We start from the raw sequence: 13,980 nt of genomic DNA, 5'->3' as shown, positions 1-13,980 counted from the left end.
GTTGAGGAGGATGATTCGAACATTGCTTAATGATGTTGATGTCGTTTTTGATCAGGATCCTGCAGCTAGAAGTAGAATGGAAGTCATATTCACTTATTCCGGCGTACATGCGATTTGGTCTCATCGGCTCGCTCATTGGCTCTGGAAACGACGTATCTTCTTTTTAGCACGGTTTATCTCACAAGTTAGTCGCTTTTTTACAGGCATTGAAATTCACCCTGGTGCTGTTATTGGCCAACGTGTGTTTATTGATCATGGTATGGGTGTAGTGATAGGGGAAACGTGTGAAATTGGCGATCATGTTACGATTTACCAAGGGGTGACTCTCGGTGGAACTGGAAAGGAAAAGGGCAAGCGTCACCCGACAATAGAAGATCATGTCTTAATTGCTTCAGGGGCAAAGGTACTCGGTTCGTTTACGATTGGTCAGCATTCTCGCATAGGTGCAGGCTCTGTTGTATTAAAGGAGGTCCCCCCTAAGTCCACAGTTGTTGGTATACCAGGGAAGATTGTTGTTCAGGATGGAATCAAGGTTGAACATGGTTTAAATCATCATCAACTTCCAGACCCGATCGCTGATAAGTTAAAGGAATTAGAAGAAGAAATAAAAGAATTGAAGGCTGCTTTGAAGGAGCAAGATCATTCGTAAAGAAGGAGGGAATTGAAGGATGTCGATACATCTTTATAATAGCTTAACGAAGAAAAAGGAGCGATTTGTTCCGTTAGAAGAAGGTAAGGTGAAAATGTATGTATGTGGGCCGACGGTTTATAACTACATTCATATTGGAAATGCCAGACCAGCGATTGTATACGATATGGTACGACGCTATTTAGAGTATCGAGGATATGAAGTTGAATTTATTTCCAATTTCACAGATGTTGATGATAAAATCATCCGTGCTGCTAAGGAAATGGGAGAGGATGTCTTCGCTGTTGCTAATCGTTTTATTGATGCCTACCATGATGATACGTGCGCACTTGGTGTGAGAGAAGCTGATGTCCATCCGAGAGTGACAGATACGATGCCTGAAATTATAACCTTTATTGAAGGGCTTGTTGAAAAAGGTTATGCATATGAAGCTGATGGAGATGTGTATTTTCGCACACGGAAATTTAAGGATTATGGGAAGCTGTCAGCTCAGCCTCTTGAAGAATTACGTTCGGGTGCAAGAATTGAAGTTGACTCTCGTAAAGAGGACTCGTTAGACTTTGTTTTATGGAAAGCGGCGAAGCAAGGTGAGATTTCCTGGGAAAGTCCGTGGGGGAACGGACGTCCTGGCTGGCATATTGAGTGCTCAGCAATGGTCAAAAAATATTTAGGTGATACGATTGATATACATGCAGGGGGGCAAGATTTAACATTTCCTCACCATGAAAATGAGATTGCTCAAACTGAGGCTTTGACGGAAAAGCCAATGGCAAAATATTGGCTCCATAATGGATTTATAAATATTGATAATGAGAAAATGTCGAAATCGTTAGGAAACTTCGTATTGGCAAAAGATATTATTCAACAGCATTCGGCAGAAGTTGTCCGTTTCTTTATGTTAACGGCACACTATCGTAGTCCAATTAATTTTAGCGATGAGCTTCTTGAAGGAGCGAAGAATGGTCTCGAACGATTGAAAACGGCTGTTTCGGCGATTGGTCATCGTCTTGAAAAATCAGCTGACTTAGGAGATCGAGGAGACTGGATTGAAAAAATTGATCAGTTGAAACAACGTTTTATTGTAGAGATGGATGATGATTTTAATAGTGCTAACGCCATTTCAATTATGTTTGATTTAGCTAAAGAAGCCAATCGTTATTTACGTGAGGAACAGACGTCAAAGGAAATTCTTTCACGCTTTTTTGAGCAATTGAAGGAGTTTGCTGATGTACTAGGACTCTCTTTACAAGATCAGAGTGAATTATTGGATTCTGAAATTGAGGAGCTTATTGAAAAGCGTAACAGAGCGAGAAAGGAAAAGGATTTCTCATTAGCAGATGAAATACGTGATCAATTAAAGGAACAAGGGATTATTCTTGAGGATACACCTCAAGGGGTTCGTTGGAAGAGAGGCTAATCGATTTATGAAAATTATTGATCCTACCATTGATTTGACACAAGTAAATGCCTTGGCCCTAGCATATATGGGGGATAGCGTCCTTGATATGTATGTTCGCTATTTCCTCATCGCTAAGGGGAAGGTTCGACCACATCAATTACACGTAGAGGCGACGAAATATGTATCAGCTAAGGCGCAGGCGAACGCTGTCCGCTATCTTATCGATGAGGAATTTCTAACAGAGCAGGAAATGGCCGTTTTTAAGAGGGGCCGCAATGCAAAGTCTGGAACAATACCAAAGAATACTGATTTAAACACGTATCGCTATTCGACAGGGTTCGAAGCGGTACTCGGATTTTTGTATTTCCAGGGGAATAATGAACGGTTAGATAAGCTGATGATAAAAGCCATTTACTTTATTGAAAATGAAAGGAAAGGAGGCTAGGTGATGAGTCAGGAATTCATTTATGGAAAAAACCCTGTTATTGAAGCGTTAAAGTCTGGACATGCCATTAATAAAATTTGGATTGCAGAAGGATCACAAAAGGGACAAATGACAAAGGTTATCCAATTAGCAAAGGAAAAGGGTGTTTTAATTCAAAGTGCACCGAAGAGAAAGCTGGATCAGCTTGTTCAAGTTGATCAGCATCAAGGTGTCGTTGCGTCTGTGGCTGCCTATGAATACGCCGAGATTGATGATTTGTTTAACCGTGCAAACAAACAAGGTGAGGAACCCTTCTTCCTCATATTAGATGAAATAGAGGATCCGCATAACCTTGGCTCAATATTAAGGACAGCAGATGCTGTCGGAGCGCATGGAGTGATTATTCCTAAAAGGCGGGCGGTAGGTTTAACGCAAACCGTTGCAAAGGCATCTGCTGGTGCGATTGAATATATTCCGGTTGTGCGTGTGACTAATATCGCTCGGACAATGGAAGAGTTGAAAAAACTGGGCTTGTGGTTTGTTGGAACAGATGCAAAAGGGCAAGAGGATTACCGACAAGCGTCGTATGATATGCCAATTGGATTAGTCATTGGAAGTGAAGGCAAAGGGATAAGTCGATTAGTGAAGGAAAAGTGTGATTTCCTTGTGCAAATCCCAATGGCTGGTCGCGTCACTTCACTTAATGCATCTGTAGCAGCAAGCTTACTCATGTACGAAGTATATCGAAATCGCCACGAGCTAGGAAGAACGTGAGGACATGAAAGACATTTTATTAGTGGATGGCTACAACATGATTGGTGCATGGCCGAAGTTGAGTGATATGAAAGAGAAAGACTTTGAATTAGCACGTGATTGCCTTGTAGAAATGATGGCTGAGTATCAAGCATTTACAGGGTTTAAGGTTTACGTTGTTTTTGATGCTCATATGGTTGAGGGAATTGGAAAGACGTATCATAACTTTCGAGTTGATGTGATATACACAAGGAAAAATGAGACGGCTGATGAGCGCATTGAAAAGCTCGTTCATCAGCTTAAGCGGATCGATACGAGGATCCATGTGGCGACATCTGATTTTACAGAGCAGTCATTAATATTTGGTAGTGGGGCCTTGCGAAAATCAGCCCGTGAATTACTTATTGAAATTGAGTCAACAGAGAAAGGGATTGACAAAGAAGTACAAAATACTCGAAAACAACAGCGTTCGACAAACTTGCAATTAAAAGATGAAATTTTAGAAATTTTTGAAAAATGGCGTCGAGAGCGCTAAACAAAGGTTGACCGACTGGAAATATGTACTATATAATGTTTATAAAATTTCAATCAGAGCTGAGGTCGGAGGGGTTGTAAGTGGATATGAGCCTTCAAAGAACAGACGTAACGCCTATTTATGACAAGATTGATGATGATGCTTTAGTTTTATATGTTCGAAATGGTGATAGTGTAGCATTAGAATATTTAATTGATAAGTATAAAAATTTTGTTCGCGCAAAGGCTAGATCGTATTTTCTCATTGGTGCAGATCATGAGGACATTGTTCAAGAAGGGATGATTGGCCTCTATAAGGCTGTAAGGGATTTTAACGGCGATAAGTTGTCTTCTTTTAAAGCGTTTGCAGAGTTGTGTATTACTAGGCAAATTATTACAGCTATTAAGACGGCTACTCGTCAGAAGCACATTCCGCTAAACTCATACGTATCGTTGGACAAGCCTCTATATGATGAGGAATCTGAACGGACATTACTGGATGTTATATGTGGAACGAAAGTAACAGATCCGGAAGAGCTATTAATAAACCAAGAAGAATTTCAAGATATTGAACTTAAGATGGGCGAGCTGTTAAGCGATTTAGAAAGACAAGTGCTTATGCTCTATTTAGATGGACGCACATATCAGGAGATTTCCGTTGATTTAAATAGGCATGTGAAATCGATTGATAATGCCCTTCAACGTGTAAAGCGTAAGCTAGAACGATATGTTGAATTGAGAGGAGTATCACTTGCATAAGATTTTATTAAGAGGATACTGTTCGAATGAAAGGTACTGAAATAGTATAAATGAAGAGGCCACTTAAAAAGCACAAATTTTCAGTCGCATCGTTCGTAAGTATCCTCTTTTCATAATTCAAGAATAGAAAAAGGAGCGGTTCCTTTTGATCCATAAAACGATCACGATTCAAACGAAGCATACGGAAGTCCCCTTATATACATATTTTCTCAACCAATCACCTGAGATTGATCCAGAAAGAAAGCGGCCAATCGTTATCGTTTGTCCTGGTGGAGGTTATGAACGTACTTCAGACCGAGAGGCTGAACCAGTGGCCATTAAGTTTAATGCAATGGGGTTTCATGCGTGTGTCCTTAGATATAGTGTTAAACCCGCTCCGTTTCCAACATCATTAATTGAACTAGCCAAAGCAGTTGCCCTTATTAGGGAGAACGCAACAGAATGGAATGTGGACACGAGTAAAATTATTGTCGCTGGTTTTTCTGCTGGCGGACATTTAGCAGCAAGCTTGGGTGTATTTTGGAGGGAGTCTTTTCTCGCTGAATCATTAGGTGTATCGAGTGATGAACTGAAACCTAATGGCTTGTTGTTAAGTTATCCTGTTATTTCGTCTACAGAATATGCGCATAAAGGGTCATTTCGTGCATTATTAGGAGATAACTATAAAGAACTTTTATCTCAAGTTTCATTAGAAAATCATGTTACGGCACATACTCCGCCAACTTTTTTATGGCACACATATACGGATGAAGCAGTGCCTGTTCAAAATAGTTTCTTGTTTGCACAAGCCTTGTTAGAGTATCAAGTCCCGTTAGAGATGCATATTTATCCACGAGGAATACACGGACTATCACTTGGTACTGAAGAAACAAAGGCTTACAATAATCAAGCGACTGTTCAGGATGAAGTCGCAAATTGGATTGATATGGCTGGTGAGTGGATTAGAGGCATGTAATCTATATGGCCGCTGAATGAATAGGACAGAAGTGGTAAAAAAGGTCGCAATGATCTTACCACTTCTTTTTTTGAATGATAAGAAAGTATAAAATTGTTAGACGCTTCATCAAGGAGGAAGTAGGTGGTATGACGGCATTGAGCAGGGCTTTGGAAAATCAACCATTTTAATTAAGCGCTTTCAAATATGTAAATTGACATTGTAGGTGGTTTATACTAGAATGAAATAGTATGTATGTTAGAAGGTGATGGTGCAAAGTGCGAACAAAGGTTGTACTAGCTTGCGAGAATTGTCATTCGAGAAATTACACAACACAAAAGAATACGCAAACCAAACCAAACCGCATTGAGGCGAGGAAGTTCTGTAAGACTTGTCAAGAGCACACCCTTCATCGTGAGACGAAGTAATGGAGCGGTTCTTTTTTATGAGCGGAAATGAACCTGCCTGTTTGATGGACAAGTTATTGCTTGATTTGTCCGAATAGATTTTGGCTCGTTTGTCTATATTGAATTGTGCTGGAGGTGTCTGTCATGGCTGACGGAGAAAAGAAAGGGATTGGCAACTTTTTTAGAGGTGTTGTAGCAGAGATGAAGCGCGTATCTTGGCCGACACGTAAGGAGTTAACACGGTACACGTGGGTTGTTATTGGTACAGTTATCTTTATTTCTATTTATTTCTTTGTAGTAGATTTAGGAATTTCTGAACTAGTTCGCCTCCTACTCGGTTAATGTTGGTTGATTTTGGTGAAACTGCTAAAATAGAGAGGAGGGAAGGGCATAATTGTCCGATTAATTGTGGAGAAAAATTGGTATGTAGTACATACGTACTCTGGTTATGAAAATAAGGTGAAGACAAATTTAGAAAAACGTGTCGAGTCGATGGAAATGGCAGATAAGATTTTCCGCGTGCTTGTTCCTGTCGAAGAAGAGACGGAAACGAAAAATGGAAAGAGTAAGACGGTTACCAAAAAGGTCTTTCCTGGTTACGTTATTGTAGAAATGATTATGACTGATGACTCATGGTATGTTGTTCGTAATACACCTGGAGTGACTGGATTTGTTGGGTCTTCGGGTGCAGGTTCTAAGCCAACAGCGCTTCTGCCTGAGGAAGCTGAAGTGATCTTGAAACAAATGGGTGTCGAGCAACCTAAAGTAGAAGTTGATTTCGAGTTAAAGGAATCCGTCAAAGTTAAAGAAGGTCCTTTTGCCAACTTTATTGGGGTCATTGAAGAGATTCAGGACGAAAAGCAGAAATTGAAAGTTCATGTAAATATGTTTGGGCGCGAAACGCCTGTTGAGCTCGAATTCAACCAAGTTGAAAAGATTTAAGAAATAACTTGATATCTTTCTCTGGAAGTGATAGAATCTTCATGGTTGACATTGGTTTATTACATGAGCCACCGGGTGCATGAATGCATCCGTTTTTTGAGTGGGAGGGTATGAGAATACGTACCCGATAACCACATCACGGACTAAGGAGGTGTGTCACGTGGCTAAAAAGGTTATTAAAATGGTAAAGTTACAAATCCCTGCTGGGAAAGCTAATCCAGCGCCACCAGTTGGTCCTGCATTAGGTCAAGCAGGTGTAAATATCATGGGTTTCTGTAAAGAATTTAACGCGCGTACTTCAGATCAAGCGGGTCTTATTATTCCTGTTGAGATCACAGTGTTTGAAGATCGTTCGTTTACATTCATCACAAAAACTCCGCCGGCAGCGGTTCTACTTAAAAAAGCTGCTGGGATTGATTCAGGTTCTGGTGAGCCGAACAAAACAAAGGTTGCTACATTAAAGCGTGATAAAGTACGCGAAATCGCTGAGACAAAGATGCCTGATTTAAACGCTGCAAACGTTGAGTCTGCAATGCGTATGGTTGAAGGTACAGCACGTAGCATGGGAATTGTGATTGAAGATTAATTAGTTTGATGAGATTCGCTAGCGTGAGGTTGCAACCAGTTGGTTCGCAACCTTTCATAGTGGGAGGTAACTACCGCTAAAACCACATTCGAGGAGGAAATAAACATGGCTAAGGGAAGTAAGAAGTATACAGATGCTCTTAAGCTTGTAGATCGTGATACAGCGTACCAAGTAGAAGAAGCAATTGAATTAGTGAAAAAGACGTCTACGGCTAAGTTCGATGAAACAGTTGAAGTGGCTGTTCGACTTGGTGTAGATCCGAAGAAAGCAGATCAACAAATTCGTGGAGCTGTTGTCCTTCCAAACGGAACAGGAAAAACGCAACGCGTATTAGTATTTGCTAAAGGTGAAAAGGCGAAAGAGGCAGAAGCAGCTGGTGCAGATTTCGTAGGAGAAGAGGATTTAATCAATAAGATCAACCAAGGTTGGTTTGACTTTGATGTAATCGTAGCGACTCCAGATATGATGGCGCAAGTTGGTAAGCTAGGCCGTGTGTTGGGGCCGAAAGGTTTAATGCCGAACCCTAAGACTGGTACGGTAACATTTGATGTTTCTAAGGCTGTTAATGAGATCAAAGCGGGTAAGGTTGAATACCGTGTTGATAAAGCCGGAAACATACATGTTCCGATTGGTAAAGTTTCATTTGAATCTGAGAAGCTTGTTGAAAACTTCACGACAATCATTGAAACGTTAGTAAAAGCAAAGCCGTCAGCGTCTAAAGGGACTTACATGAAAAATGTTGCGGTCGCTTCAACAATGGGACCAGGTGTGCGTGTGAACGCAACAGCGTTTTCAAAATAAAGATTGACTTCATTCAGTCGTGTCTGTATACTAATTAAGGTGTCATAACAGACGCGTTAAAATTTAAAAGTCATACCGTAGACAGTAGGAGTGCTTAGCACTTAATTACCTACCGAGGTAAGCAATAGATGCAGATAATAAAACTGTGTTTGTGTGCCCTCATGTCTACATGAGGGCACTTTTTATGCTTGAACGGTATAGGACAGCATAATAGGAGGTGTAAGGATGAGTGTATTAGAACAGAAGAAACAGGTTGTTTCAACGATTGCGACTAAGCTTCGTGATAGTAAAGCGACGGTTGTTGTTGATTACCGTGGTCTTAATGTTGCAGAAGTGACTGAGCTACGTAAACAACTGCGTGAAGCTGGAGTAGAATTTAAAGTATATAAGAATTCATTGGCTCGTCGTGCGACAGCTGAAGCTGGACTTACAGAGCTTGATGAGCAATTAGTTGGTCCGACTGCGATTGCTTTTAGTGAAGACGATGTTATTGCTCCGGCGAAAGTGTTAAACAACTTTGCTAAAGAACATGAAGCTTTAGAAATTAAAGCGGGTGTTCTTGAAGGTCAGGTTGTATCAGTAGCTGAAGTGAAGGCTCTTGCTGAACTTCCATCAAGAGAAGGCCTTCTTTCTATGCTTGCAAATGTACTACAAGCTCCGGTTCGCAGCTTCGCATTGGCTACAAAGGCCGTTGCCGAGCAAAAGGAAGAACAAGGCGCTTAATAGTGCGTAATGAAATGCGATTATTAATCGTATAGCTCGATTCGAAATAAAACCAAAAAATAGGAGGATTTAAATCATGAGTAAAGAACAAATCATTGAAGCGATTAAAGAAATGTCAGTATTAGAACTTAACGACCTAGTTAAAGCAATTGAAGAAGAATTTGGTGTAACAGCAGCAGCTCCTGTAGCTGTAGCAGCAGCTGGCGGAGACGCTGGCGCAGCTGAGCAAACTGAGTTTGACGTTGTTCTTGAAGCAGCTGGTGGTTCTAAGATCAATGTTATCAAAGTTGTTCGTGAGCTTACTGGTCTTGGTCTTAAAGAAGCGAAGGCACTTGTTGATGGTGCTCCAGCTCCAATTAAAGAAGGCGTTGCGAAAGAAGAAGCGGAAGAAGCGAAAGCTAAGCTTGAAGAAGCTGGTGCTTCAGTAGAAGTTAAGTAAGTTTAATGCTGATATGAAAAAGACTCGCATTTGCGAGTCTTTTTCAATATAATCAGCTTCAATATTCAAGAAAGGGATGCTAAGACCAACAAACGTTTTTAGCTGAAATTCTGAGCAGTAGGGAAGAGGCTTTTGTCCCAGCACCTTTTCTAAAACGAAGGAGGATATGCGAACATTGTCAGAGCATTATTATAGTGAGAAGCCGACTGTCGATAGTGATGCGAAGGAATGGTCGGTCAATTTAAATGGTGAAAACTTTCTATTTGCGTCTGATCGAGGTGTCTTTTCGAAAGAAGGGATCGATTTTGGAAGTCGGTTATTAATTGAAACATTTGAGCTGCCGTCAGTTCCAGGTGGTATTGTTGATGTAGGTTGTGGGTATGGACCGATTGGAATTTCAGTTGCGTCCATGGACTCCTCAAGGGTGGTTCATATGGTTGATATGAATGAAAGAGCGCTTGCTCTAGCTAAGCATAATGCCAAACGCAATCAATGTGAAAATGTTGAGGTTTACAAAAGTGATTGTCTTGCGCAGGTTAAGGGCACTTTCGCTGCTATTGTGACAAACCCGCCGATACGCGCAGGGAAAAAGGTGGTTCATACCATTTTTGAACAGGCATCAACATCTCTTATCGAACAAGGTGAGTTATGGGTTGTTATTCAAAAAAAGCAAGGAGCTCCTTCTGCAATTGAACGTTTAAAACAATTATTTAATTCAGTGGAAGTTACCGTAAAGAAAAAAGGTTACTTTGTTTTATTAGCAAAAAAAGTTTGACCTGACTTGTCTTTTGTGATATTGTTATTTAATGCGTATAACTACCTATTTTTAGATCAAATCGTTCAAGAAAGTCAAGACTTTTTTGATGAATAGACTTGGATAAATGTGGTTATACTGGAGTAATCGTAGGGAAACGTACATAATCGTGTGTGCGCATTTTTGTGTGAATCTTAAAAATCATTCATTTCCCTTCATTATATTATGTAATTGAAGATGAAGAGATATGATTGTTTTTAGATACTATAACGCCAGATTTGAGGGGTGAATCAGTTGACAGGTCAACTAGTTCAGTATGGACGCCACCGCCAGCGAAGAAGTTATGCAAGAATTAATGAAGTGTTGGAGCTGCCGAATTTAATTGAGATTCAAACAGCATCCTATCAGTGGTTTCTTGATGAGGGATTAAGGGAAATGTTCCAAGATATTTCTCCTATTCAAGACTTCACAGGGAATTTAGTCCTAGAATTTATTGACTATAGTCTTGGAGAGCCGAAGTATCCAGTCGATGAATCAAAAGAACGTGATGTCACTTATGCAGCACCATTACGAGTGAAGGTTCGATTGATTAATAAGGAGACTGGAGAGGTCAAGGAACAGGAAGTCTTTATGGGAGATTTTCCATTAATGACTGAGACGGGTACGTTTGTTATAAATGGAGCAGAACGTGTCATTGTTTCACAGCTTGTTCGTTCGCCAAGTGTTTACTACAGTCAAAAAACGGACAAAAACGGTAAAAAAGGTTTTACGGCAACTGTTATTCCGAATCGTGGGGCATGGTTAGAGCTTGAAACAGATGCGAAAGATATCGTTTACGTTCGAATTGATCGTACGCGAAAGGTACCTGTTACAGTTCTATTGCGTGCGTTAGGTTTTGGATCTGATCAAGAGATCATTGATTTATTAGGGGAAGATGAGTATCTTCGTAATTCGTTGGAAAAGGATAATACAGACGGGACAGAAAAGGCACTTTTAGAAATTTATGAGCGCCTTCGTCCAGGTGAACCGCCAACTGTTGAGAATGCGAAGAGCTTACTTGATTCGCGTTTCTTTGACCCTAAAAGATATGATTTAGCTAATGTTGGTCGCTATAAAATCAACAAAAAGCTTCATATAAAGAACCGCTTATTTAACCAGCGCCTAGCAGAAACACTGATTGACCCTGAAACAGGTGAAGTGATTGCTGAAGAAGGCACGTTATTAGATCGACGTACGTTAGATCGCGTACTTCCTTATCTTGAAAATAACGTAGGCTTCCGTCGAGTTCGCGCTTCGGGTGGAGTTGTTGAGGATGCTGAGATTGATATTCAATCAATCTTAATTTATGCACCAGATGATCAAGATGGAGAGAATACCATTCGTGTTATTGGTAATGGATTAGTAGAGCGTGAAGTGAAGCATATTACACCTTCAGATATTATCGCTTCTATCAACTATTTCTTTAATTTATTACACAGTGTCGGTGATACAGATGACATTGATCATTTAGGAAACCGCAGGCTGCGTTCAGTTGGAGAGCTTTTACAAAACCAATTCCGTATTGGTTTATCACGTATGGAGCGTGTTGTTCGTGAAAGGATGTCCATTCAAGATCCTAACATGATCACACCACAAGCGCTTATTAATATTCGTCCGGTCATTGCTTCTATTAAGGAGTTCTTTGGTAGCTCACAGTTGTCTCAGTTTATGGATCAAACGAATCCATTGGCAGAGTTAACTCATAAGCGTCGTCTTTCAGCGCTAGGACCAGGTGGACTGACTCGTGAACGTGCTGGTTTTGAAGTGCGTGACGTTCACTACTCCCACTATGGCCGTATGTGTCCGATTGAAACGCCAGAGGGCCCTAATATTGGTCTTATTAACTCATTATCTTCTTACGCTAAGGTGAATGAGTTTGGGTTTATGGAAACTCCTTACCGTCGTGTAGACCCTGAGACGGGTAAAGTGACCGATCAGATCGACTACTTAACGGCTGATGAAGAAGATAACTACGTTGTTGCACAGGCAAACGCCATCTTAAAAGAAGATGGGTCATTTGTGAATGATAATATTATTGCTCGTTTCCGTGGTGAAAATACAGTTGTTCCGCGTGAACGTATTGATTATATGGATGTATCACCAAAACAAGTTGTTTCAGCGGCGACGTCATGTATACCGTTCTTAGAAAACGATGACTCTAACCGAGCATTAATGGGAGCGAACATGCAACGTCAAGCGGTACCGTTGCTCGTTCCTGAAGCGCCGTTTGTTGGAACTGGTATGGAACACGTTTCAGCGAAAGATTCCGGTGCAGCAATCGTTTCGAAGACGAAGGGTATTGTTGAGCGAGTGACAGCTAAGGAAATTTTGGTACGTCAATTAGAGGTTGTGGATGGTCAAGAAGTCAAAGGTGATTTAGACAAATATCGATTACAAAAATTTGTCCGTTCGAATCAAGGTACTAGTTACAATCAACGCCCGATTGTTGCGGAAGGTAATGTCGTTGAGAAGCGTGAAATCTTAGCTGACGGTCCTTCGATGGAGCAAGGTGAAATGGCACTAGGACGTAATGTACTAGTTGGATTTATGACTTGGGAAGGGTACAACTATGAGGATGCCATTATTCTGAGTGAGCGTCTTGTGAAAGATGACGTTTATACATCTGTCCACATTGAAGAATATGAGTCAGAAGCACGAGATACAAAATTAGGTCCTGAGGAAATCACTCGTGATATTCCGAATGTTGGTGAAGATGCGTTAAGAAATCTTGATGAGCGTGGAATTATTCGTGTCGGTGCTGAGGTGAAGGATGGAGACATTCTTGTCGGTAAAGTAACGCCAAAAGGTGTAACGGAATTGACAGCTGAAGAGCGCTTATTACATGCAATCTTCGGTGAAAAGGCGCGTGAAGTACGTGATACTTCGCTTCGAGCACCTCATGGTGGCGATGGAATTGTCCTCGATGTGAAAATATTTAATCGTGAAGATGGCGATGAATTACCTCCGGGTGTGAATCAGCTTGTACGTGTTTATATCGTACAGAAACGTAAGATTCATGAAGGGGACAAAATGGCTGGACGTCACGGTAACAAAGGGGTTATATCACGAATTCTTCCTGAAGAAGATATGCCTTATTTACCAGATGGAACACCGATTGACATCATGTTAAACCCATTAGGGGTACCATCACGTATGAATATTGGGCAAGTACTTGAGCTTCACTTAGGTATGGCTGCAAGGAAACTCGGTATTCATGTTGCTTCACCAGTATTTGATGGTGCGAGTGAGGATGATGTGTGGAATACGTTAGAAGAAGCGGGTCTTGCTCGTGACGGTAAAACGATCCTTTATGATGGACGTACTGGTGATCCGTTTGATAACCGAGTGTCTGTTGGTATTATGTATATGATTAAATTGGCACACATGGTTGATGATAAGTTGCATGCTCGTTCTACAGGACCGTACTCACTCGTTACACAGCAGCCACTAGGTGGTAAAGCACAGTTCGGTGGACAGCGTTTTGGTGAGATGGAGGTTTGGGCGTTAGAAGCATATGGCGCTGCATACACTCTCCAAGAAATCTTAACGGTGAAATCAGATGATGTTGTTGGACGTGTAAAAACGTATGAAGCGATAGTTAAAGGCGAAAATGTTCCTGAGCCAGGTGTACCAGAGTCATTTAAAGTATTAATTAAAGAGCTTCAATCGTTAGGTATGGATGTGAAAATGCTCTCGAGCAATGAAGAGGAAATTGAAATGAGAGAGCTTGATGATGAAGACGATCATGCAAGCGAGAAGCTTAACCTGAATTTTGAATCAAGTGAATCGAGCGTTTAATGGACATTTTGGGGGCTAGTTAGGTAACTAGTTCCCAGAACTGTCTCATTCTCATTATAG

At 40.9% G+C, this 13,980-nt stretch carries 16 protein-coding genes and 1 other annotated feature; all 16 genes read left to right on the top strand.

What is annotated here, in order from left to right:
* The first annotated feature begins 10 nt into the window (after positions 1-10).
* The 16 genes from cysE to rpoB all read left to right on the top strand — a co-directional run bounded on the left by cysE (position 11) and on the right by rpoB (position 13,920).
* Positions 11-649, top strand: coding sequence for a serine O-acetyltransferase (cysE, locus tag ACERJO_RS13900; RefSeq protein ID WP_247107046.1), 639 nt, complete (start codon positions 11-13; stop codon positions 647-649).
* A gap of 19 nt (positions 650-668) precedes the next feature.
* A complete protein-coding gene (cysS, locus tag ACERJO_RS13895; RefSeq protein ID WP_247106939.1) occupies positions 669-2,066 on the top strand; it encodes a cysteine--tRNA ligase in 1,398 nt (465 codons plus the stop codon).
* Between the two features lie 7 nt (positions 2,067-2,073).
* The gene (locus tag ACERJO_RS13890; RefSeq protein WP_247106942.1) at positions 2,074-2,493 is read left to right on the top strand and encodes a Mini-ribonuclease 3; all 420 of its coding nucleotides are present in this window, start codon (positions 2,074-2,076) and stop codon (positions 2,491-2,493) included.
* A 3-nt stretch (positions 2,494-2,496) separates the two neighbouring features.
* A complete protein-coding gene (rlmB, locus tag ACERJO_RS13885) occupies positions 2,497-3,246 on the top strand; it encodes a 23S rRNA (guanosine(2251)-2'-O)-methyltransferase RlmB (protein WP_247106943.1) in 750 nt (249 codons plus the stop codon).
* A 4-nt stretch (positions 3,247-3,250) separates the two neighbouring features.
* On the top strand, positions 3,251-3,760 hold the full coding sequence (locus tag ACERJO_RS13880; RefSeq protein WP_373647865.1) for an NYN domain-containing protein: 510 nt from the start codon (positions 3,251-3,253) through the stop codon (positions 3,758-3,760).
* 86 nt (positions 3,761-3,846) lie between these two features.
* Positions 3,847-4,497: an RNA polymerase sporulation sigma factor SigH gene (gene sigH, locus ACERJO_RS13875; RefSeq protein WP_247107047.1), complete on the top strand. Its 651-nt coding sequence runs from the start codon at positions 3,847-3,849 to the stop codon at positions 4,495-4,497.
* Positions 4,498-4,642: 145 nt separating this feature from the next.
* Complete coding sequence (locus ACERJO_RS13870) at positions 4,643-5,452, top strand: alpha/beta hydrolase (RefSeq protein ID WP_247106945.1); 810 nt, start codon at positions 4,643-4,645, stop codon at positions 5,450-5,452.
* Between the two features lie 257 nt (positions 5,453-5,709).
* Positions 5,710-5,859: a 50S ribosomal protein L33 gene (gene rpmG / locus ACERJO_RS13865; protein ID WP_081728048.1), complete on the top strand. Its 150-nt coding sequence runs from the start codon at positions 5,710-5,712 to the stop codon at positions 5,857-5,859.
* 123 nt (positions 5,860-5,982) lie between these two features.
* A complete protein-coding gene (gene secE, locus ACERJO_RS13860) occupies positions 5,983-6,180 on the top strand; it encodes a preprotein translocase subunit SecE (RefSeq protein WP_173402078.1) in 198 nt (65 codons plus the stop codon).
* Between the two features lie 66 nt (positions 6,181-6,246).
* Positions 6,247-6,780: a transcription termination/antitermination protein NusG gene (gene nusG / locus ACERJO_RS13855; protein ID WP_247106946.1), complete on the top strand. Its 534-nt coding sequence runs from the start codon at positions 6,247-6,249 to the stop codon at positions 6,778-6,780.
* A gap of 160 nt (positions 6,781-6,940) precedes the next feature.
* Positions 6,941-7,366, top strand: coding sequence for a 50S ribosomal protein L11 (gene rplK / locus ACERJO_RS13850; RefSeq protein WP_035345171.1), 426 nt, complete (start codon positions 6,941-6,943; stop codon positions 7,364-7,366).
* Positions 7,367-7,471: 105 nt separating this feature from the next.
* Entirely contained in the window at positions 7,472-8,167 is a 696-nt protein-coding gene (gene rplA, locus ACERJO_RS13845) for a 50S ribosomal protein L1 (protein ID WP_247106947.1), read from the top strand.
* Positions 8,168-8,224: 57 nt separating this feature from the next.
* Positions 8,225-8,359 (top strand) — a sequence feature (ribosomal protein L10 leader region).
* Between the two features lie 33 nt (positions 8,360-8,392).
* On the top strand, positions 8,393-8,890 hold the full coding sequence (gene rplJ / locus ACERJO_RS13840; protein ID WP_247106948.1) for a 50S ribosomal protein L10: 498 nt from the start codon (positions 8,393-8,395) through the stop codon (positions 8,888-8,890).
* A gap of 76 nt (positions 8,891-8,966) precedes the next feature.
* Positions 8,967-9,329 (top strand): 50S ribosomal protein L7/L12, encoded by a 363-nt coding sequence (rplL, locus tag ACERJO_RS13835; RefSeq protein ID WP_247106949.1) that lies wholly within the window; start codon positions 8,967-8,969, stop codon positions 9,327-9,329.
* A 175-nt stretch (positions 9,330-9,504) separates the two neighbouring features.
* Complete coding sequence (locus ACERJO_RS13830) at positions 9,505-10,104, top strand: class I SAM-dependent methyltransferase (RefSeq protein WP_247107048.1); 600 nt, start codon at positions 9,505-9,507, stop codon at positions 10,102-10,104.
* Positions 10,105-10,377: 273 nt separating this feature from the next.
* Positions 10,378-13,920: a DNA-directed RNA polymerase subunit beta gene (rpoB, locus tag ACERJO_RS13825; RefSeq protein ID WP_247106950.1), complete on the top strand. Its 3,543-nt coding sequence runs from the start codon at positions 10,378-10,380 to the stop codon at positions 13,918-13,920.
* Positions 13,921-13,980: the final 60 nt, after the last annotated feature.

Origin of the sequence: Halalkalibacter sp. AB-rgal2 (genome assembly GCF_041821005.1) — a bacterium.
Lineage (GTDB): Bacteria > Bacillota > Bacilli > Bacillales > Bacillaceae_D > Halalkalibacter.
This window is presented reverse-complemented; position numbering and strand designations above follow the sequence as displayed.